The 19,609-nt window shown below is 73.3% G+C and carries 17 protein-coding genes; 4 read left to right on the top strand and 13 right to left on the bottom strand.

The window, feature by feature from the left end; genetic code table 11:
- Positions 1-3 precede the first annotated feature (3 nt).
- The 3 genes from ACWD4P_RS26550 to ACWD4P_RS26540 all read right to left on the bottom strand — a co-directional run bounded on the left by ACWD4P_RS26550 (position 4) and on the right by ACWD4P_RS26540 (position 2,780).
- Complete coding sequence (locus ACWD4P_RS26550) at positions 4-840, bottom strand: putative RNA methyltransferase (protein WP_449781302.1); 837 nt, start codon at positions 838-840, stop codon at positions 4-6.
- Positions 841-1,029: 189 nt separating this feature from the next.
- Complete coding sequence (locus ACWD4P_RS26545) at positions 1,030-1,851, bottom strand: ATP-grasp domain-containing protein (RefSeq protein ID WP_449781301.1); 822 nt, start codon at positions 1,849-1,851, stop codon at positions 1,030-1,032.
- The gene (locus tag ACWD4P_RS26540) at positions 1,848-2,780 is read right to left on the bottom strand and encodes an ATP-grasp domain-containing protein (protein ID WP_449781300.1); all 933 of its coding nucleotides are present in this window, start codon (positions 2,778-2,780) and stop codon (positions 1,848-1,850) included. Before ACWD4P_RS26540 ends, ACWD4P_RS26545 begins: the two co-directional genes overlap by 4 nt.
- A 202-nt stretch (positions 2,781-2,982) precedes the next feature.
- Here ACWD4P_RS26540 and ACWD4P_RS26535 point away from each other — a divergent pair, with 202 nt between their 5' ends.
- Complete coding sequence (locus ACWD4P_RS26535) at positions 2,983-3,849, top strand: GNAT family N-acetyltransferase (RefSeq protein ID WP_449781299.1); 867 nt, start codon at positions 2,983-2,985, stop codon at positions 3,847-3,849.
- 119 nt (positions 3,850-3,968) lie between these two features.
- Here the strand turns inward: ACWD4P_RS26535 and ACWD4P_RS26530 are convergent, their stop codons facing one another.
- The 4 genes from ACWD4P_RS26530 to ACWD4P_RS26515 all read right to left on the bottom strand — a co-directional run bounded on the left by ACWD4P_RS26530 (position 3,969) and on the right by ACWD4P_RS26515 (position 8,542).
- Positions 3,969-4,364, bottom strand: coding sequence for a fic family toxin-antitoxin system, toxin component (locus ACWD4P_RS26530; RefSeq protein ID WP_449781315.1), 396 nt, complete (start codon positions 4,362-4,364; stop codon positions 3,969-3,971).
- A 29-nt stretch (positions 4,365-4,393) separates the two neighbouring features.
- On the bottom strand, positions 4,394-4,630 hold the full coding sequence (locus ACWD4P_RS26525; protein ID WP_359824281.1) for a toxin-antitoxin system HicB family antitoxin: 237 nt from the start codon (positions 4,628-4,630) through the stop codon (positions 4,394-4,396).
- 162 nt (positions 4,631-4,792) lie between these two features.
- Positions 4,793-7,447, bottom strand: a complete 2,655-nt coding sequence (locus ACWD4P_RS26520) for a collagenase (RefSeq protein ID WP_449781298.1) — start codon at positions 7,445-7,447, stop codon at positions 4,793-4,795.
- Between the two features lie 144 nt (positions 7,448-7,591).
- Positions 7,592-8,542 (bottom strand): LysR family transcriptional regulator, encoded by a 951-nt coding sequence (locus tag ACWD4P_RS26515; protein WP_359829053.1) that lies wholly within the window; start codon positions 8,540-8,542, stop codon positions 7,592-7,594.
- A gap of 377 nt (positions 8,543-8,919) precedes the next feature.
- On the opposite strand from ACWD4P_RS26515, the gene ACWD4P_RS26510 reads away from it, so the two are divergent.
- Complete coding sequence (locus ACWD4P_RS26510) at positions 8,920-9,114, top strand: hypothetical protein (RefSeq protein ID WP_449781297.1); 195 nt, start codon at positions 8,920-8,922, stop codon at positions 9,112-9,114.
- 90 nt (positions 9,115-9,204) lie between these two features.
- Here the strand turns inward: ACWD4P_RS26510 and ACWD4P_RS26505 are convergent, their stop codons facing one another.
- Positions 9,205-10,554, bottom strand: coding sequence for a class I SAM-dependent RNA methyltransferase (locus ACWD4P_RS26505; protein WP_359829054.1), 1,350 nt, complete (start codon positions 10,552-10,554; stop codon positions 9,205-9,207).
- A 407-nt stretch (positions 10,555-10,961) separates the two neighbouring features.
- Positions 10,962-13,037 (bottom strand): APC family permease, encoded by a 2,076-nt coding sequence (locus ACWD4P_RS26500; protein WP_449781314.1) that lies wholly within the window; start codon positions 13,035-13,037, stop codon positions 10,962-10,964.
- A gap of 248 nt (positions 13,038-13,285) precedes the next feature.
- Here ACWD4P_RS26500 and ACWD4P_RS26495 point away from each other — a divergent pair, with 248 nt between their 5' ends.
- Together ACWD4P_RS26495 and ACWD4P_RS26490 are read left to right on the top strand one after the other, a co-directional pair.
- Positions 13,286-13,954, top strand: coding sequence for a potassium channel family protein (locus ACWD4P_RS26495; RefSeq protein WP_359829050.1), 669 nt, complete (start codon positions 13,286-13,288; stop codon positions 13,952-13,954).
- On the top strand, positions 13,954-14,625 hold the full coding sequence (locus ACWD4P_RS26490) for a potassium channel family protein (protein WP_359829049.1): 672 nt from the start codon (positions 13,954-13,956) through the stop codon (positions 14,623-14,625). The genes ACWD4P_RS26495 and ACWD4P_RS26490 overlap by 1 nt, the downstream gene beginning before the upstream one ends.
- 90 nt (positions 14,626-14,715) lie before the next feature.
- Here ACWD4P_RS26490 and ACWD4P_RS26485 read toward each other — a convergent pair whose 3' ends face one another.
- The 4 genes from ACWD4P_RS26485 to ACWD4P_RS26470 all read right to left on the bottom strand — a co-directional run bounded on the left by ACWD4P_RS26485 (position 14,716) and on the right by ACWD4P_RS26470 (position 19,302).
- The gene (locus ACWD4P_RS26485) at positions 14,716-15,441 is read right to left on the bottom strand and encodes a DUF3159 domain-containing protein (RefSeq protein WP_449781296.1); all 726 of its coding nucleotides are present in this window, start codon (positions 15,439-15,441) and stop codon (positions 14,716-14,718) included.
- Positions 15,442-15,443: 2 nt separating this feature from the next.
- Entirely contained in the window at positions 15,444-15,851 is a 408-nt protein-coding gene (locus ACWD4P_RS26480; RefSeq protein ID WP_359829047.1) for an OB-fold nucleic acid binding domain-containing protein, read from the bottom strand.
- A gap of 65 nt (positions 15,852-15,916) precedes the next feature.
- Positions 15,917-16,597 carry a response regulator gene (locus ACWD4P_RS26475; RefSeq protein ID WP_049657530.1) on the bottom strand — a complete coding sequence of 227 codons (681 nt, stop codon included), beginning with the start codon at positions 16,595-16,597 and terminating at the stop codon, positions 15,917-15,919.
- 116 nt (positions 16,598-16,713) lie between these two features.
- Positions 16,714-19,302, bottom strand: coding sequence for a sensor histidine kinase KdpD (locus tag ACWD4P_RS26470; RefSeq protein ID WP_359829046.1), 2,589 nt, complete (start codon positions 19,300-19,302; stop codon positions 16,714-16,716).
- Positions 19,303-19,609 lie beyond the last annotated feature (307 nt).

Below are 19,609 nucleotides of genomic sequence, written 5' to 3'. Positions count from 1 at the left end.
CGCTCAGCGCCGGTACGCGGCCACCGTCACCGAGGCCGTCACCCCGACCGGTTCCGGCAGCTCCGCGAGCGCGGCGCCGAGCCGCTCCGGGTCGGTGTGCCAGGCACTCGGCCCCATGCCCACCACGGTGCGCACGTCCTGCGGACCGAGCCGCAGGGTGAACTCGACCTCCCGCCGCCCGGCGGGCTCCAGGTACGGCCCGAGCTTCTCGTCGATCCGCCGCTGCTTCTCCTCGTCCACGGACAACAGCCCCAGCGCGTCGACGAGTTCCCGCAGATGGCGGGAGGTCGGCGAGACCAGCAGCAGGGTGCCGCCGGGGCGCAGCACCCGGCGGATCTCCGGCCCGTTGCGCGGGGCGAAGACGTTGAGCATCAGCTCGGTCGAGGCGTCCCGCAGCGGAAGCGGACGCCAGGCGTCGCACACCACGGCGCCGATCCGGGGGTGCGCCTTGGCGGCACGGCGCAGCGCGAACTTGGAGATGTCCAGGGCCGCGCCGACGGTGCCGGGCAGGGCGTCCAGGACGTGCGCCAGGTAGTGGCCGGTGCCGGCGCCGAGGTCGGCGACCAGGCCGTCGGGCCCGCCGGCGACGCCGGAGGCGGCCTCCGCCAGCGCCTCGGCGATCGGCCGGTAGTGCCCGGCGGCGAGGAAGTCCGCGCGGGCCGCGACCATCTCGGCGGTGTCCCCGGTGCCGGTGTGGGCGTCGCCGGCGAGGAGGCTGACGTAGCCCTGCTTGGCGAGGTCGAAGCTGTGCCCGGCCGGGCAGCGCAGGCTGCGGTCGTGCCGGGTGAGGGCCTGCGCGCAGTGCGGGCAGGCCAGGTAGCGCTCGATGTCCTGGAGCAAGGTTCCGTCTTCTCTCGCCGTACGCCCCGGCCGGTCGGGGCGCCAGCCAGCCTAACGACCTCGGCGGGCCGGACGCCCCGGGCCGCCCGGCCACGCCGGCCTCGCCTCCTGGCCCCGCCGTCGCCGTCGCCACCGCCCCGCCCCCGTCTCCGCCCCCGCCTCTCGGCCGCGCCGACGGACCGGACGGCGCTACCCCGCGCCCCTCCCGGGTCCGCTCCCGATCCCCGCGAGCACCGACCCCCGCTCCGCCCCGACCCGCAGCGCCAGCGCCGCCAGCGCCTCCGGGGCGCCGGCCCGGCCGCGGACCCCGGGGAAGGCGTTGACGTCCACGATGACCGGCTCGGCCGGCCCGTCGAGCAGGTCGACCCCGTACACGTCGAGCCCGAACACCTCGCCCACCCGCAGCGCGAGCGCGGCCCGCCCGGCGGACGGCTCCCAGTCCTCCGCCCGCCCCGACTTCCCCGTGCCGGTGGCGAGTTCGGACTGCCGGCGGGCCGCGAACACCTGCCCGCCGACCACCCAGAGCTTCTGGTCCCAGCCGGTCCCCGGAACGAACGGCTGCGTGACGACCGCTTCCTCGGGCCAGCGCTCGGCGAGTTCGCGCAACCGCTCCGGCCCGTCCACCCGGGCGACCAGGTCGTGCCGCCTGCTGTGCCGGCTCTTGACCACGAACGGGTAGGACGGATCGGCGAGTTGACCCAGCCGTCCGGCCGCCTCGGTGGCCGCGAAGGGCAGCCCGGCGGCGCGGGCGAGGTCCGCCATCCGCACCCGGTCCTGGCACAGCTCGGTGGCCGCCGCCGAGTTGACCACCGGCGCGCCCCGCCGTTCCAGCTCCCTTGCCAGCGCGAGCGCCTGCGGCGTTCTGGCCTTGAGCAGGTAGACGTCCGCGAGCCCGGTCACGGGCCCCGCGGGCGGAACGGCCGCCACCTCGTGCCCGCCGCGCACCAGCAGTGCGGCGACCGCCGCCAGCACGGGGTGCCCGGGGTCGCCGGTGATCAGCCCGACCTTCACCGCAACTCCCCCTCACCGAGAGCGAATTGCCCGTACGGGTCGTACAGGTCGTACGGGCCGTACGCGTCGCCGCCCGCGGGCACCAGCCCGGCGGGCCCGCCGGGCACCGACACGGCCGTGCCGCTGCGCGCGAGCCGCAGCACCGCCCGGGCGACCCGGGCCACCGCGTCCGGTACCTGCCGGAAGCTCGGGAAGTCGTTGACGTCCACCACCACCGGTCCGTCCGGCCCCAGCAGCACGTCGACCCCGTACAGGTCCAGCCCGAACACCTCGCCGACCTGGGCCACGATCCGCGCGACGCTCCCCGGCAGCGGCACCTGCCGTTCCCGCACGCCCTGCCCGGGGTGCAGCGGGGAGGAACGTTCCGTCGCGAAGAACTCGCCGTCGACGCAGTACACCTTGAGGTCGGTCCCGGAGTTGGGCACGTACGGCTGCGCGATCAGCAGCCCCTCCCCGGCCAGCTCCGGCCCGATCTCCAGCAGCCGGTCGGGGCTGCGCACCAGCCGGACGGCGCGCCCGGAGCTGCCGTCGGCGGGCTTGACCACCAGCGGGTACTCGGCGGCCGGGATCTCCGCCAGCCGCTCCCAGCGCGCGGCCGCGTACGTCACCGGGACGGGCAGGCCCCGGGTGCGGCCGATGACCGCCGCGAGCGCCTTGTCCCGGACCCCGCGGATCGAGCGCACGTCGTTCACCGTGGTGAGGCCGACGGCGGCGGCCGACTCCAGCAGGGTCAGCCCCGGCCCTCCGGACACGGTCTTGAGCACCCAGGCGTCGTGACTGCCGGCCCGGACCTCCTCGGAGATCGCCAGCAGCGAGTCCCCGGGGCGCAGCACGTCCACCCGGTGCCCCCACGCCGTGAGTTGGCGCGCCACGTCGAGCGGCATGCCGTCGTGCCGGTAGTGTTCCTCCACCAGAAAGCAGAGCCTCATCGGCCTGTCTTCCCCCTTGCCTCGCCTAGTGCAGACGTCCGCCGTCCCCCTCGGCAGAGCTGTAAAGGCTTCAGCATGCACGCTGTGCCCGCACAAGATCGCTGCGAGCGGGTAAGCGTTCGGCAACAATCGCCCCCTGAGCGACGACGCCGAGCGCCAAATCCGGTGGCACCGCACTCCCGCGCCTGCTTGGATGCACGCCGTGACCTCTGCCGATCATGATCCCGACCGCCCCCTGCTCGACGAGATCGAGCGCTACTACGACGCCGTGCCGCGCGGCGCCGCCCGCACCGAGGACTTCGGACCGCTGACCCTGTTCGTCCGGGAGGGCGCCGGCTGGCCGTACTACGCCCGTCCGACCCTCGGCCACACCGGCCCGGCCGTCACCGCCGAGGACGTCCGCCGGGTGCTGGAGCGGCAGCGGGAGCTGGGCGCGCCGGAGGCCTTCGAGTGGGTCGCCGAGCAGAACCCGGAGCTGCGCGCGGCCGTCGAGGCGGCCGGCCTGACGGTGCACGAGCACCCGCTGCTGGTGCTGGACCCGCAGGACGAGGCGGCCCCGGAGCCCGGGCTGTCGGAGCCGGTGGAGGTCCGGGTGCTGGCAGCGGACGCGCCGGAGCTCGCGGCCGCGATCGCCGCCCCGGATCTGGCCTTCGCGGATCCGGGCACCGCCGTCGGCCCGGCCGGTGCGGCCGAACTCGCCCGGACCGCGGCGAAGTTCACGGCCGACGGCACGGCGGAGCGGATCGCCGGGCGGATCGCCTCCGGCACCACGGTGCTGGCCGCGGCCGTCGAGGACGGTACGGTCCTTTGCGCGGGCCAGCACAATCCGGTGGGCCCGGTCACCGAGGTCGTCGGAGTGGGCACGCTCCCGTCCGCGCGCCGGCGCGGGCTGGGGCTGGCGGTCACCGCGGCCCTGGTCGCACACGCCCGGGCGCACGGGGTCCGGACGGTGTTCCTCTCCGCCGCCGACGAGGACGTCGCCCGGATCTACCGCCGGGCCGGCTTCCGCCCCTTCGCGACGGCCCTGATCGCGGAGCCCGCCCCGCGGCAGGAGCCCACCGCCCAGTAGCAGCCCGCCCCACAGGCGGAGCCGGTCCCGCAGGCGGAGCCGGTCCCGCAGGAGGGGCCGGTCCGGTAGCAGCGCCCCGCCGCACAGCGGCCGGGCGCCCCCGGCGGGGACGGCGCCGTTCAGTCGTCGTCCTCGTCCTCCTCGTCCGACCCGGTGACGCCTTCCCCCTCCGCCTCGTCCACCACCCAGGCCGCCAGCCGCTCGGCGACGCCCGACACCCCGAGCCGCCCCTCGCGGATGGCCCGGGAGAGGCTGCGCACCTCGCGGGCGGTGGTGGCGACGGTGCAGCCGCTGGCGACCAGGTAGGCGTAGGCGACGGCGGTCGCGAAGAGTTCGTTGGTCTTCTCCAGCGCGGGCACCCGGATCAGCTGGTGCATCAGGGCGGCGGCGCGGTCGTGCGGTTCGGGGTAGACCGAGATGTCGAATATCTCGGCCTGGTGGCGGGTGACGGCCGCGAGCAGCGAGCCGTAGTCGGTGACCTGCGGGTCACCGGGCGTGTACTGCTCGGCGGTCATGAGCAACCACGAGAGGTCGACCTCCAGCTTCAACGGCGCACGTCCTGGAGGTCGGCCGGCTCCCCGAACTCGGCGAGGAACGCCGACTCGTACTCCTTCATGAACTGCGCGGCCGCGTCCACGAAGGCCCGTCCGGACTCGCCCATGTCCTGTTGGACCAGGCGCTCGATGTACTGGTTCATGGAGATCCCCTGCTGCTCCGCCCGTTCCCGGGCCATCTCGGCGGTCGTGGCGTCGACCCGCACGTTCAGCTGCTTCTTACCCATGTCGTTCAAGCTAGCGCTCAAGTGCTAGCACAACAAGGGCGCACGCACACCGCCCGCACACCTGCCGCACGCCCCCGCGCAACCTCGCCGTCACCGGAACGACGACCGGCCGGGCCCGCGGCTGCTGCCACGGACCCGGCCCTCGCCCGGAAAGGGGGCGGATCAGAACTGGGTGCTGACGGTCACCCCGCTGAAGTCGCTCTTCGCGTAGAGGCTCACGTACCGGTACCCGGCGGTCGGGTTGGTCACCGTGATGCTCTGGGTGGTGCCCGCCCCGGTGGACGAGGCCGTGTAGGCGCTCGGCGAGGCCCAGGTGGCGTCGTTGTAGTACAGGTAGGCGGTGCCGGTGCCCCCGGAGGTGGTGATCTTCAGGGTGCTGGTACCGGCCGGCAGGTAGACGTACAGGTAGTCCAGGTTGCCGGCGGTGGCCGACAGGCCGGCCCGCGAGCAGTTCTTGCCGAGCGCGTCGGCGCGCGGGTCGGTGCAGGCCGGCGGGGTGGTGGGGCCGCCGCCCCCGCCCGTGGTCACGGTGGCGGAGGCCGGCGTGCTGGCGGTCCTGCCGGTGTCGTCGGTGACGGTCAGCGCGACGGTGTAGGTGCCGGCGGCCGCGTAGGTGTGGGTCGGGTTCTGCTGGTCGGACGAGCTGCCGTCGCCGAAGGTCCAGTGCCAGGCGGTGATCCGGCCGGGGCCGGTCTGCACGGACTTGTCGGTCAGCGTCACGGTGGCGCCGGAGACGGACTGGCCGAACAGCGCGGTCGGGCCGGCCGCGTAGCAGGCGCCGCCGGCGCAGGTGTCGAGCCAGGCGTCGAAGTCGGCGTCGTAGCCGGTGCCGATGCCGTTGTAGACCGCGTAGCCGCCCTGGTAGTCGCCGGTGCGGAAGTGCGCGAGCATGGCGTCGATGTCGGCCGGGTGCTTCTCGAACATGTACCGGACGGCCAGGTAGCCCCACGGGTAGGTGCGCACGGTGTCCGAGTTGCCGTACGTGTTCTGGAAGACGGTGCTCAGCTTGTACGTGTGCTTGGCGGCCTCGGCCATCGCCTGGGTGTCGGTGGTGCCGCGGTACGCGTAGGACTCGTACTCGGCGACGCCCTCGATCCACCAGATGTCCGGGACGGAGATCTCGGTGGAGAAGTTGCCCTTGAGGTCGTAGATGTTGTCCAGGTAGTGCGTGTACTCGTGGTTGAGGTTCCACACGTTGGCGGTGAAGCCGTCGTTCCAGGACTTCTGGTACATCACGCACACGGCCCGGTTGTTCGGGTCGGTCGGGTCCATGACGGTCTGTCCGCCGTTGTCGGTGGAGTTGTTGAAGATCGCCCAGGAGTAGGTGAGGTAGTCCGCCTGGTTGGCGAAGACCGCGAGGGTGAGCTCCTTGTCGTACTGGCCGGGGATCGGGCCGTTGTCCTTCACCAGCTTGTGGAAGAAGGCGTCCTCGCCGCGCAGGCTGGCGCAGACGGCCGACAGGTCGGCGGGCGACAGCGCCTCGGTCTGGATGGTGCGGTTGTCGCAGACCAGTTGGTTCGGCAGCACCGCGGCGGTCAGCTTCGCCGGCAGGTCGCAGATGCCGTAGTACGAGCACTGGCCGTGGTCGAAGCTGTTGGCCTGGTAGGCGGTGTGGACGTACAGCGGGCCGGTGGCGCCGGTGACCGCCACGCCGTCGAGGACCGCCTTGACCTTGTCCTTGACCGCGGCCTCGACCGCCGGGCCGTCGCCCGCCATCCGGCCGAGGTCGTTGCCCGCGTTGACGTCGAGGTAGGCGTTGGCCGTGCCGAGCAGGTCCTTGTGGTTGAGCGCGAAGTCGCCCAGGGTGGCGCCGATGCTCGGGTCGGCGCTGACCGCGCTGACGAAGTCGGGGTTCCAGTTGCCCCGCCAGAGCGGCGCGGACAGCACCGCGTTGACCGCCTTGAGCATCTTCGGGTAGGCGTTGTACGAGTTGTCGTACGCCGTCAGCACCTGCTTGTAGACGCCCAGGTAGCTGCCCTGGAGGTTGGCGCTGTCGGTGAGCACCAGCACCTCGTTGAGCACGGCGCCGTTGTTGTCGTTGACGTCGGTGCGGTGCGGGCTGGCGAAGAACGCGTCGAGGGCGGCCTTGGAGGCGCCGGTCAGGGCCGCGCCGTACGGGCCGACCGCGTCCGCGTTGTTCGACTGCACGTACCAGCCGGCCCGCTGGAAGAGCACGAGCTGGAGGATGGCGGTCGAGTTGTCGCCGGCGTAGCCGCCCGCCATCGACCGGAACGCGTCGGCGACGGCGAGCATCTTCGATTCCTTGAAGATGTTGCCCGCGTCGGTGCCGGTGACGTTGAACAGCGTGTTGACGCAGGCGGTGGTCGAGCCCTCGACGAAGGAGACCAGGTCGGCTCCGCTGCGGCTGCCGAAGTCGGCCGGGGTGCAGCTCTGCGCGGTGGCGGTCGCACCGGCGGCGCCCCGGGCGGCGAGGGGCGGCGCGGCCGGCGCGACGGCCTTCGGCTCGGCCGGGCGCGGAGCGGACGGACGCGGCGCGGTCTGCACGGCGGTGCCGGCCGGCTGGCCCATCACGAGCTGGCCGAGCAGGGCCGGGGGCAGCGGCGCGGCGACGGGGGCGAGGTCCTCGGCCGCCCGGGTCTGGGCGGCCGGGTCGACCGTGAGGAAGGCGCCGAGCGGCTTCGGCACGGCGGCGCCCGGGTCGGCCGTCGGGGCGCCGCCCGCGGGCCGGGCGGCCTGGGCGGAGGCGGCGGAACCGGCCGGGAGGGCGGATGCGGTGGCCGGCAGCAGCGTGGCGCCGGCGCAACAGCCGGCGACGAGGCCGGCCAGCAGGGTGGGGAGGGATATCCGTGGGCGCACTGGTGGGTCCTTCTCCTGTGGGGGAGGCGCTGGGAGGACTGCCGAGACGTCGGGGGAACGCGTCATGATCCTGCCAGCGACGGAGGGTCAGAACAATGTCACAGGTCATATGACATGCCCGGGCCCGGCCATAACACGGGCCCGCTACGGCCGGTAGGTCCGCGCGGCCCACGCCTGGAAGCCCGGCGCCGCCGCGACCAGGTCCCGGTACGCCGCGGCGGCCGCCCCCAGCAGCGTCTCCACCACCTCGCCGCCCACCCCGGCCGGCCGCCAGAGCAGCAACTGCCGGACCCAGATCGGCGTGCCCGCGAGCGGCTTGACCACCACGTCGGCGAGCGGCCTGGTGGTGGCGTGGACGACGGAGACGCCGAGCCCGGCGGCGATCAGCTCCTGGAGCTCCAGCCGGCCGCCGGGGAGCTCGTGGACGGCCACCGGGGTGAACCCGGCCGCGGCGCAGGCCCCGTGGAACACCCCGCGCCAGCCGGCCCCGTCGTCGGGGGTCAGGAACCACTCCTCCTCCGCGAGGTCCGCCAGGGCCACCTCGGCGCGGTGCCGCAACCGGTGGCCGGCCGGCAGCGCGACGAAGAGGGGCTCGGTGACGATGCCGCGGTGCGCGACGGCCGGGGAATGGCGCAGCTCCCGGCCGGGGTGGTCCACCGCCACGGCGGCGTCCGCCTCACCCCGCTCCAACAGCTCGACGACGTCGCGGGAGCGACGGACCGGCGTCAGGGCGAAGCGCTGACCGGGCCGCTGGTGCCGGGCCCTGACGACCAGTCCGGGCAGCAGCGGCGAGCCGGTCGCCGCCAGCCGAAGCTCGCGCGGGACGGGACCGGCCTGGGGCCCCGGGCCGCGGCCCAGGCGGTCGGCACGGGTGAGCAGCTCCCGGGCGGCGGCCACCACCTCCGCCCCGAAGCAGGTCGGCGCGACACCGGCGGCGGTGCGTTCGAACAGCGGGGCGCCCAGGTGGCGTTCGATCCGGCGCAGCTGGGTACTGGTCGCCGGCTGCGAGGCGCCGAGCAGGACGGCGGCCCGGCCGACGCTCCCGGTGTCGGCGATGGCGCACAGCACGCGGAGGTGCCGCAGTTCCAGCTCCATGACGCTCCCCCTCGCGCACCCGGCCGGCCCCGGCCGACGGCGTGGGGCGGGCTGCCGCCACCTGCGGTGCAACAGCACACATCACATGTCAGCGGCTTACCTTCGCCCTGGCGAATTGCCCCGTCAAGCCCTCCCCCGGGCCGGGTGGCACTCCGCGCACCATCTTTTGCCGAGGCATTGCCGACACCTGACCTTCCGCCCCGGTCCGGGCCGCCCCCGCGGCCGCCCCGACGCACCCGGCGCCGCCCCGCCCGGCCCCACCCCGGCCCGCGCGGACCCACCGGGAGGTGCGGGACTTGAAGACCGCCGCACCGTCCGCGACGCTGAAGACCCCTTGCGTTCCCCGAGCGGGCACCGACCGGTGCGGAGGCCTACCGATGACAGCCATGTTCGACCAGGAGCTGCGCGAGCAGCTCACCCAGGCCCGCCGAGATCTCGCGGCGGCCCGGGCCGAAGGGGACGCCGACGGCGTCCAGGCGTACGAGGGCCGGGTCGCCTCGCTCCTGCGGCTCGCCGCCCAGCACGGCATCGACCTCCCGCACAGCGTCGACGAGGAGGAGCACAACGAGTAGCTCCCCGGAACCGGGCGGCTCCCCGAACGCCGCGGAGGCGGCCACCCCGAACGGGTGACCGCCTCCTGCCGTGACCTCCGGCGCCCGGGATCACTCCCCGGCCGGCTCCAGGATCGCCACGCACTCGAAGTGGTGGGTCATCGGGAACAGGTCGAAGGCCCGCAGCGAGACCGGCCGGTAGCCGCCCTCGCGGAAGAACTTCAGGTCCCGGGCGAGCGCCGCCGGGTCGCAGGCCACGTACGCGATCCGGCGCGCCTCCAGGCCGACCAGGTGGGCGACGGTCTCGCGGCCGGCGCCCGCGCGCGGCGGGTCCAGCACGATCAGGTCGGTGGCGGTGATGCCGGTGCGCGGCAGCAGCGTCTCGACCCGGTCGCACTCGATCCGCACGTTCTCCAGCGCGGCCAGGTTGTGCCGGGCGTCGACGACGGCCTGCTTGGCGGACTCGATGCCGAGCACCGCGCCGTCCTCGCCGACCCGGTCGGCCAGCGCGCCGGCGAACAGGCCGACACCGCAGTACAGGTCGAGCGCGTTCTCGCCCCACTGCGGGTCCAGGCCGTCCAGGACGGCGTCGACCAGGGTGTCCGGCGCCTCCGGGTGGATCTGCCAGAAGCCGCCGTTGCTGACCCGCCAGGTCCGTCCGGCGGCCCGCTCGCGCACGAAGCTCCGGCCGTGCACCTTGTGCAGCTCGCCCTGCTCGCCGACCCGGGCGATCGACACCGGCTTGTCCAGCTCGACCAGCGGCAGCTGGGCGCCCGGACGCGGGGTGAGCACCACCTGGCGGTCCGAGGAGCCGCTCGCGGCGATCGCCTCGACGCTCGCCACCCCGGGCCAGTCACGGGACTCGATGCCCAGCTCGGTGACGCCCTCGGAGGCGATCAGGCAGCGGTCCACCGGCTGCACGTCGTGCGAGCGGTGCTTGCGCAGACCGACCTTCCCGGTCTCCGCGTCCACCGCGTACTGCACCCGGGTGCGCCAGGCCGGCACCTGCCCGGCCGGCAGCTTGCCGCCGACCGGCTCGACGCTGCCGTCCCAGCCGGCCTCGGCCGGGGTGAGCCCGGCCAGCTTGGCCAGCTGCTCGGTCAGCACCGCCGCCTTGAGCTTGCGCTGCCCGCCCGGGGTGACGTGCTGCCAGTCGCAGCCGCCGCACTTGCCCGGGCCGGAGAAGGGGCAGGGCGCCTCGATCCGGTCCTTGGAGGGCTCCAGCACCTCCACGGCGTCGGCCCGCAGGAACCGCGAGGTGGTGGTCCCGTCGGTCACCAGCGCGACGACCTTCTCACCGGGCAGCGCGTGCCGCACGAACAGCACCCGCCCCTCGTGCCGGGCCACGCAGTGCCCGCCGCCGTGCGCGACCGGGCCGACCTCGACCTCGTAGCGCTGCCCGGCCAGCGGCTCCCCGGACGGCGTCTCGGGCCGCGAGGGCCGCGCGGCGGCGGTGCGCAGTGCCTTGGGCGGCCGCACCGCCTGCTTGCGCGGTGCCTTCCCGCCCGCCGCGGCGGCACCCTTCGGCTCGCCCTGACCGGCGCCCCTCGAAGCACCCTTCGAAGCGCCCTTGCCCGCGGAGCCCTTGGCACCGGCGCCCCTCGAAGCGCCCTTGCCCGCAGCGCTCTTGTCCGCGGAGCCCTTCGGCGTGCCCTTCCCGGCCCCCGGCCCGGCGGGCCCGCGGTCCGCCGGCTCCCCCGGGACGATCGGCGCGGTGCGCGCGGTGAGGCCGTCGCGGTCGGTGGCCTCCGGACGGGCCGGCCGGCCCCAGCGCGGCCGGGAGACCTGACCGGGCTGGGAGCCGCCCCGGCGGGCGCCCTTGCCGGAGGCGCCGGAGGAGCCCGAGGAGCGGGGCGGAGTGTTGCGGGTCACTGGGAGGAGTCCTTGCTGCGGTCGGGGGTGTCACCGGCGTTCGCACCGGTGGAGACGGAATCCTTCGACTTTACGGCCTTCGGCGCCCGAGGCTCGCCACGTCGGACGGCGCCCGGCGCCGACCAGGCCTTCTGCGGCTTGCGCCGCTCCGAGGACTCCAGCTGCCACGGCACCGAGGTGACCATCACCCCGGGCTTGAACAGCAGCCGTCCCTTGAGCCGAAGCGCGCTCTGGTTGTGCAGCAGGTGCTCGTACCAGTGGCCGACCACGTACTCCGGGATGTAGACCGAGACCACCTCCCGCGGGCTGCTGCGCCGCAGGTTCTTCACGTAGTCCAGGACCGGGCCGGTGATCTCGCGGTACGGCGAGTCCAGCACCTTGAGCGGCACCTCGATGCCGCGCTCGTCCCACTCGCGCCGCAGTGCCGCGGTGTCCGCCGGGTCGACGTTGACCGTGACGGCCTCCAGCGTGTGGGCCCGGGCCAGCCGGGCGTACGCCAGGGCGCGCAGCGCCGGCTTGTGCAGCTTGGAGACCAGCACGATGGCGTGCACCCGTGTGGGCAGCACCACGTCGTCCGGCTCCTCGGCGGCGATGAGCTCGTCTGAGACCCGGTCGTAGTGGCGCCGGATGCCCTTCATCATCACGAACAGCACGGCCATCGCGGCGATCGCGATCCAGGCGTGGCTGATCTTGGTGACCAGGACGACGATCAGCACCGCCATGGTCATCACCAGGCCGAAGGCGTTGATCGCCCGGCTGCGCTGCATGTGGCGGCGCTTGGCAGGGTCGGTCTCGGTGCGCAGCAGCCGGGTCCAGTGCCGGATCATGCCGGACTGGCTCATGTTGAAGGCGACGAAGACGCCGACGATGTAGAGCTGGATCAGCCGGTTGGGGTCGGCGTCGAAGGCCAGGATCAGCAGGACCGCGGCGATCGCCAGCAGGATGATGCCGTTGGAGAAGGCCAGCCGGTCGCCGCGGGTGTGCAGCTGGCGCGGCAGGTAGCGGTCCTGGGCGAGGATCGAGCCGAGCACCGGGAAGCCGTTGAAGGCGGTGTTGGCGGCGAGCACCAGGATCAGGCCGGTCACGGCGGCGACGAAGTAGAAGCCGGGCGTGAAGTTGTTGAACACGGCCTCGCTGATCTGCGCCAGCGCGGTCTTCTGGTGGTAGCCCGGCGAGGCGCCGACGAGTTGCTCGGTCGGGTTCTCGGCCATCTGGACACCGGTCAGCCGGGCCAGCCAGATGATGCCCATGAACATCACGACGGCGATGGACGCCATCATCAGCAGCGTGGTGGCGGCGTTCTTGCTCTTCGGCTTGCGGAAGGCCGGCACGCCGTTGGAGATCGCCTCCACACCGGTCAGCGCGGCACAGCCGGAGGAGAAGGCCTTCAGCAGCAGGAACACCATCGCGAAGCCCGCGAGCGAGTCGTTGCCGGGGGTGGAGGCGAGGTGGAACCCGGAGCTCTCGGCGGGCATGTCCTGGCCCAGCGCGAAGTGCCGGAACACCCCGTAGCCGACCATCCCGATCACGCCGATCATGAAGGCGTACGTGGGGACGGCGAAGGCGCTGCCGGATTCGCGCACACCGCGCAGGTTCATGCCCATCAGCACCACGACCACGACCACCGACAGGACCGGTTCGTGGCCGCGCAGCGCGGGCACCGCGGAGACGACGTTGGCGACGCCCGAGGTGGTCGACACGGCCACGGTGAGCACGTAGTCGACCATCAGCGCGCTGGCGACCACCAGACCGGCGGCCGGCCCGTGGTTGACGGTCGCGACCTCGTAGTCACCGCCGCCGCTGGGGTAGGCGTGGACGTTCTGCCGGTACGAGGCGACCACGGCGAGCATCACGATCGCCACCACGACGCCGATCTGCCAGGAGAAGTGGATCGCCGAGGCGCCCGCGATGGAGAGGGTGAGCAGGATCTCCTCGGGGGCGTACGCGACCGAGGAGAGCGCGTCCGAGGCGAACACGGGCAGCGCGATCCGCTTGGGCAGAAGTGTCTCGCCCAGCTTGTCGCTGCGCAGGGCGCGCCCGATCAGGATGCGTTTCGGAAGGTCAGTCGGCATAGGCACGTTAAGGAATCGTAGGGGCTCCCCGGTCAACGCTCCGCCGTTTGTCCCCCCCTTCGTCGCGACTGTGTTCGGTGGACCGGCTAGCGTGTCGGATACGAGTCGGCGGGCAACACTCTGGTTGTCGAGCGTTGCCGGGTCGGCGCCCCCACGATGAACCTCGTCCCGGACGACCGGGCGGGAAACGGAGCTGAACGGTGTTTGCGCAGGTCAAGGCCCCTTCGGGACGGGTGAGGTAAGCGCCGGTGCACATCGTGATCATGGGCTGCGGCCGCGTGGGCTCCGCCCTCGCCAGAGCCCTGGAGAAACAGGGCCACTCGGTGGCCGTGGTCGACCAGGACCCGACCGCTTTCCGTCGGCTGGGCGCCGGTTTCAACGGCCGCCGGGTGACCGGGGTCGGCTTCGACCAGGACACCCTGCGCGAGGCGGGCATCGAGGAGGCCGGCGCCTTCGCCGCGGTCTCCAGCGGTGACAACTCCAACATCATCGCCGCGCGGGTGGCCCGGGAGAACTTCGGCGTCGAGAACGTCGCCGCCCGGATCTACGACCCCCGCCGCGCCGAGGTGTACCAGCGCCTGGGCATCCCCACCGTGGCGACGGTCCGCTGGACCGCCGACCAGATGCTGCGCCGACTGCTGCCGAGCGGCGCCGAGCCGCTGTGGCAGGACCCGAGCGGCGGCGTGCAGCTCGCCGAGGTCGCGTACGACCCGCGCTGGATCGGCCACCGGATCGGCAAGCTGGAGGAAGCCTCCGGCGCCCGGGTGGCCTTCGTCACCCGGCTCGGCGAGGGAGTGCTCCCCTCGCCGCAGATGGTGGTGCAGGAGGGCGACCTGGTGCACGTGATGCTGCGCCGGGCCGACCTGACGGCCGTCGAGGCCGCGTTCGCGCAGGGACCGAAGGAGGAGGGTCACTGATGCGGGTCGCCATTGCCGGTGCCGGTGCCGTGGGCCGCTCGATCGCGGGCGAGCTGCTGGAGAACGGCCACGAGGTCCTGCTGATCGACAAGAACCCCAACTCCATCTCGGTGGAGCGGGTCCCGATGGCGGAGTGGCTGCTCGCCGACGCCTGTGAGATCACCTCGCTGGACGAGGCAGCGCTGCAGCGCTGCCACGTGGTGATCGCCGCGACCGGTGACGACAAGGTCAACCTGGTCGTCTCGCTGCTCGCCAAGACCGAGTACGCGGTGCCCCGGGTGGTCGCCCGGGTGAACAACCCCAAGAACGAGTGGCTCTTCAACGAGTCCTGGGGCGTGGACGTGGCCGTCTCCACCCCGCGTCTGATGTCCGCGCTGGTCGAGGAGGCGGTCAGCGTCGGCGACCTGGTCCGCCTGATGCGCTTCAGCCAGGGCAACGCCAACCTGGTCGAGCTGACGCTCGCCTCGGACACCGAGCTGGTCGGCACCCGGGTCGGCGACGTCGCCTGGCCGCAGGACACCGCCCTGGTGACCATCATCCGCGAGGGCCGGGTGCTGGTGCCGGGCAAGGACGACACCCTGGAGGGCGGCGACGAGCTGCTCTTCGTCGCCGCGCAGGAGCGTGAGGAGGAGCTGGAGCAGCTGCTCTCGGCCACCTCGGGCGCCCAGTAGCCCCCGGCGCACAGCGGAAGGGCCCGCACCCCTCGCTGGGTGCGGGCCCTTCGCCGTTGTCCGGACCGGCCGGGACGGAACGGGGGGCGGCTACGTCGCCGGCTCCTCCTCGTCGTCCAGCTGCGCCTTGATCGGCGGCGGCGCCTTCAGCAGGATCTGCCAGGTCACGTACATCGCCAGCAGCAGCGGCGGGATGCCGAGGGCGACCTTCAGCCAGCCCAGCAGGTTGACGTTGTGGGTGAAGTACAGCGGGAAGAGGATCACCGGCTTGAGGCCCATGATCAGCACCCACGCCCAGGTCGCCCTGGTGTAGGCGGCCAGGCGGCCCGGGTTCTCCTTGCGCCAGGTGAACATCTCACCGGTGATCGGGCCGAGCATGACCCCGATCATCGGCCAGCGCACCAGGGCGGAGGTCGCCAGGGCGACACAGTAGCCGACGTTCCAGAGCAGGCCGGGCAGGTAGAAGTCCTCGGCCTTGCCGCTCTTCATCGAGATCCAGGCCCCGAGGGCGACGCCGAACACCCCGCTGAAGGCGTGCTGGATGGTCTGCCGCTTCGCCAGCCGGGCCACCACGAACAGGGCGCTCAGGCCCAGCGCGGCCCAGGCCGAGGTACTGACCTGGTGGGTCACGTTGTAGGTGACGATGAAGACCAGGCCGGGCAGCGTCATGTCGATCATGCCGCGTACGCCGCCGAAGGCCTGGAGCACGGTGTCGGCGGCCTCCTTGGAGGCGGCCTTGCGGGCGGCCTCCGCGGCCGCCGGGTCGAGGGCCAGGTCGAGCTGGGCGGCGGCCTCGCCGCCGGGCTGGTTGCTCACGCTCATTCGCTCCCGTGTCCGACCGGACGCAGCTCATAGCGGGGGTTGAACAGCACGCGGCGCCCGCGTGCGTGACTGATCCGGCCGCTGGCGACCAGCCGGCGGCCGGGCTCTATCCCGGCGATCGAGCGGCGGCCGAGCCAGACCACGTCCAGCGCCTCGGTGCCGTCGAAGAGTTCGGCCTCCAGCGCGGGCACCCCCGCCCTGGGGCGGAGCGTCACCGTGCGCAGCGTGCCCGCGACGGTGACCAGCTGACGGTCCCCGCAGCCGGCGATCGGGGTGCAGCCGGACTCCGCGGCGCTCTCCTGACGCAGTTCCTCGGCGTCCAGCTCCTCGGCCGAGGAGGTCAGCCGGCTGAGCATGCGGCGGAGCCGCCCCTGCGGCTGGCCGCTGCTGTTGTCACCACTCATGTCGGAAGGGTACCGGGTTCCGGGCCCCCGGCGGCAGGTCGTTCGCCCGCCGGGGGCGGTCCGGGTCAGCTCTCGAACCGGTATCCCATGCCCGGTTCGGTGATGAAGTGGCGCGGGTGCGAGGGGTCGCGCTCCAGCTTGCGGCGCAGCTGGGCGAGGTAGACCCGCAGGTAGTTGGTCTCGGTGCGGTAGGCCGGGCCCCACACCTCCTGGAGCAGCTGGGTCTGGCTGACCAGCCTCCCGGCGTTGCGGACCAGGACCTCCAGCAGGTGCCACTCGGTCGGGGTGAGGCGGACGTCGGCGCCGTCCCGGTTGACCTTCTTGGCCGCGAGGTCGACGGTGAAGGACTCGGTGACGACCAGCGAGTCGGCCTCCCCGGCCACCGGCTCGGCCCGCCGCACGGCGGCCCGCATCCGGGCGAGCAGCTCGTCCATGCCGAACGGCTTGGTGACGTAGTCGTCGGCGCCGGCGTCCAGTGCCTCGACCTTCTCGTCCGAGGCGTGCCGCGCCGACAGCACGATGATCGGCACCCGGGTCCAGCCGCGCAGGCCCCGGATCACCTCGACCCCGTCCATGTCGGGCAGTCCCAGGTCGAGGACGACCACGTCCGGATGGCGGGCCGCGGCCAGCTCCAGGGCGCTCGCGCCGTCATGGGCCGCGTCCACCTCGTACTTGCGGGCCTTGAGGTTGATCACCAGCGCGCGGACGATCTGCGGTTCGTCGTCCACGACGAGGACCCGGGTCATTTACGGGCTCCGCCTTTCAGGGCTGTCTGACTTACGGACTGGGACTGGCTCTACGACGTGCGTCCGGCGGGCGGCCCCGGGCGGGGCGACGGGCCCGGCCGGCGCGCCGCCGGTTCTCAGGTGATCAGCTCCTGGAGCGGATCTCCACCCTCACCACCCGGCTCCCCCGTTCCGGGCGGCCGTTCGACCACCGGCAGGCTGACCACCATGGTGAGGCCGCCGCCCGGGGTGTCCTCGGCGGTGACGGTACCGTCCATCGCCTCGACGAAGCCCCGCGCCACCGCGAGTCCGAGGCCCACCCCGGCGCCGCGCGGCGCGTCGCCGTACCGCTGGAACGGCGCGAAGATCTTCTCCTTGGCGTCCTCGGGCACGCCCGGGCCGCGGTCCACGATCCGCAGCTCGACCCGGGCCGGCTCCCCCGGCCGGCGCAGCTCGTCGGCCTTGACCAGCACCCTGACGCCGTCCGGGCTGTACTTGACGGCGTTCTCGACCAGGTTGGCCAGCGAACGCTCCAGCAGCCCGCCGTCGGCCCGGACCATCGGCAGCGTCTCCGGCACCTCCAGCCGGACGGACTCCAGCGGCACCCCGCCGAGCGCGAACGGCACCACCTCGTCCAGGTCGGTCTCCTGGATCAGCGGGGTGACCGTCCCGGTCTGCAGGCGGCTCATGTCGAGCAGGTTGTTGATCAGGTGGTCCAGCCGGTCGGCCCCGGCCTCGATGCCGGCCAGCAACTCGGCCTCGTCCTCCGGGTCCCAGTCGACGTCGGCCGAGCGCAGCGAGCTCACCGAGGCCTTGATGCCCGCCAGCGGCGTGCGCAGGTCGTGCGAGACGGCGGCCAGCAGGGCGGTCCTGATCCGGTTGCCCTCGGCCTCCCGGCGGGCCTCGGCGGCCTCCCTGGCCAGCCGGCGGCGCTCCAGCACCACGGCGGCCTGCGCGGCGAACGCCCCGAGCAGGCGCCGGTCCGCCCCGGGGAGCACCCGGCCGCGCAGCACCAGCGCCAGGCTGTCGCCGACCGGGACGTCCACGTCGGCCTCCTCGGGCCGCTCCGGCGGGCGCGGGCCCGCGGTGGCCACCGGCGCCCAGGCGGCGAGCGGGTCGGGCCGTTCCAGCAGCGCGGCGCTCTCCTGCCCGAAGGTCTCCCGGACCTGTTCCATCAGCGCGGTCAGCACCCCGTCACCGTTCGGCGCGCCGCGCAGCACCGTGCCGGCCAGCGCGCTGAGCGTCTGCGCCTCGGTCTGGCTGCGGGCGGCCTGCTGGGTGCGCCGGGCGGCGAGGTCCACGACCGAGGCCACCGATATGCCGACGATGGTGAATATCGCCACCGCCATGATGTTCTGCGGCTCGTTGATGGTGAAGGTGTGCAGCGGCGGGGTGAAGTAGTAGTTCAGCACCGAGGAGGCCACCAGCGCCGAGCCGATCGCCGGAAGCAGCCCGCCGACCAGCGCCGCGCACACCGTCAGCGACAGGAACAGCAGCATGTCGGTGGAGAGCCCCAGGCCGCCGATCGCGGTCAGCACGACCGCCAGCAGCGGCGGGCCGACCAGCCCGATCAGCCAGCCGCCGACCGTCCGGGTACGGCCCAGGTCGGTGATCCGGCGGACGGGGATCTTGCCGCGCCCGTGCCCGGCGTGCTCGTGGGTGACCATGTGGACGTCGATGTCCCCGGCCTCCCGGGTCACCGTGGTGCCGACGCCCGGCCCGTACAGGTACTGCCAGGCGGGCCGCCGGCTCGTCCCCAGCACGATCTGGGTGGCGTTCACGCCCCGCGCGAAGTCCAGCAGGCCGGCGGCCGGGTCGTCGCCCAGCACCGCGTGGAAGGAGCCGCCGAGGCTCTCCACCAGCGAGCGCTGCTCGATCAGCGTCTGCGGCGATCCGGTGCCCACCAGCCCGTCGGAGCGGGAGATGTGCACGGCGAGCAGCTCGCCGCCGGAGACCCTCGCGGCGATCCGGGCCGCCCGGCGGATCAGCGTCGCCCCCTCGGGCCCGCCGGTCAGGCCGACCACGATGCGCTCCCGGGCCTGCCAGGTGCCCTCGATGCCCTGCTCGGCCCGGTACTTCTGCAGGTACTCGTCCACCCGGTCCGCGGTCCACAGCAGCGCCAGCTCGCGCAGCGCGGTCAGGTTGCCCGGACGGAAGTAGTTGGCGAGGGCCGCGTCGATCTTCTCCGGCGCGTACACGTTGCCGTGCGCCAGCCGTCGCCGCAGCGCCTGCGGGGACATGTCCACCAGCTCGATCTGGTCCGCCCGGCGGACCACCTCGTCCGGGACGGTCTCGCGCTGGCGCACCCCGGTGATGCCCTCGACGGCGTCGCCGAGCGACTCCAGGTGCTGCACGTTGACGGTGGAGATCACGTCGATCCCGGCCGCCAGCAGCTCCTCGACGTCCTGCCAGCGCTTCTCGTTGCGGCAGCCGGGGACGTTGGTGTGGGCCAGCTCGTCCACCAAGGCCACCTGCGGGCGGCGGGCGAGGACGGCGTCCAGGTCCATCTCGGAGAACCGGGCGCCGCGGTGCAGCACCTGCTGCCGCAGCACGACCTCCAGCCCGGCGACCATGTCCGCGGTCCGCCGGCGGCCGTGGTCCTCGACGAACGCGACCACGACGTCCGTGCCACGTTCGTGCCGCCGGTGCGCCTCGGCGAGCATGGCGTACGTCTTGCCGACCCCGGGGGCTGCCCCGAGGTAGATGCGCAGCCTGCCTCGTCCCATGAGCACCATTCTTGATCCGACCCTGCCCGGACGACACCCCCGGACACGTGTTCCCCTCGCCTTCGAGACTACGGCGTGCGACGCGATTTTCCGCTGATCAGTGCGCTGATCAGGCGGTTTTAGCGGCATATTGACGGTGCCCAGCCACTCGGCGGGGGTCGTTCGGGAGGGACGACGGCAGAGACGGAAACACCCGGCCGGGACGGCCCGGCCCGGAAACGCGAAGAACCCCCATCCGGGACCCGGATGGGGGTTCTTCAGAAGAATTGTTCGGCGGCGTCCTACTCTCCCACAGGGTCCCCCCTGC

It is taken from the genome of Kitasatospora sp. NPDC002543 (assembly GCF_053594915.1).
The sequence above is the reverse complement of the archived record's forward strand: the minus strand, read 5'-3'. Positions and strand labels throughout refer to the sequence as shown.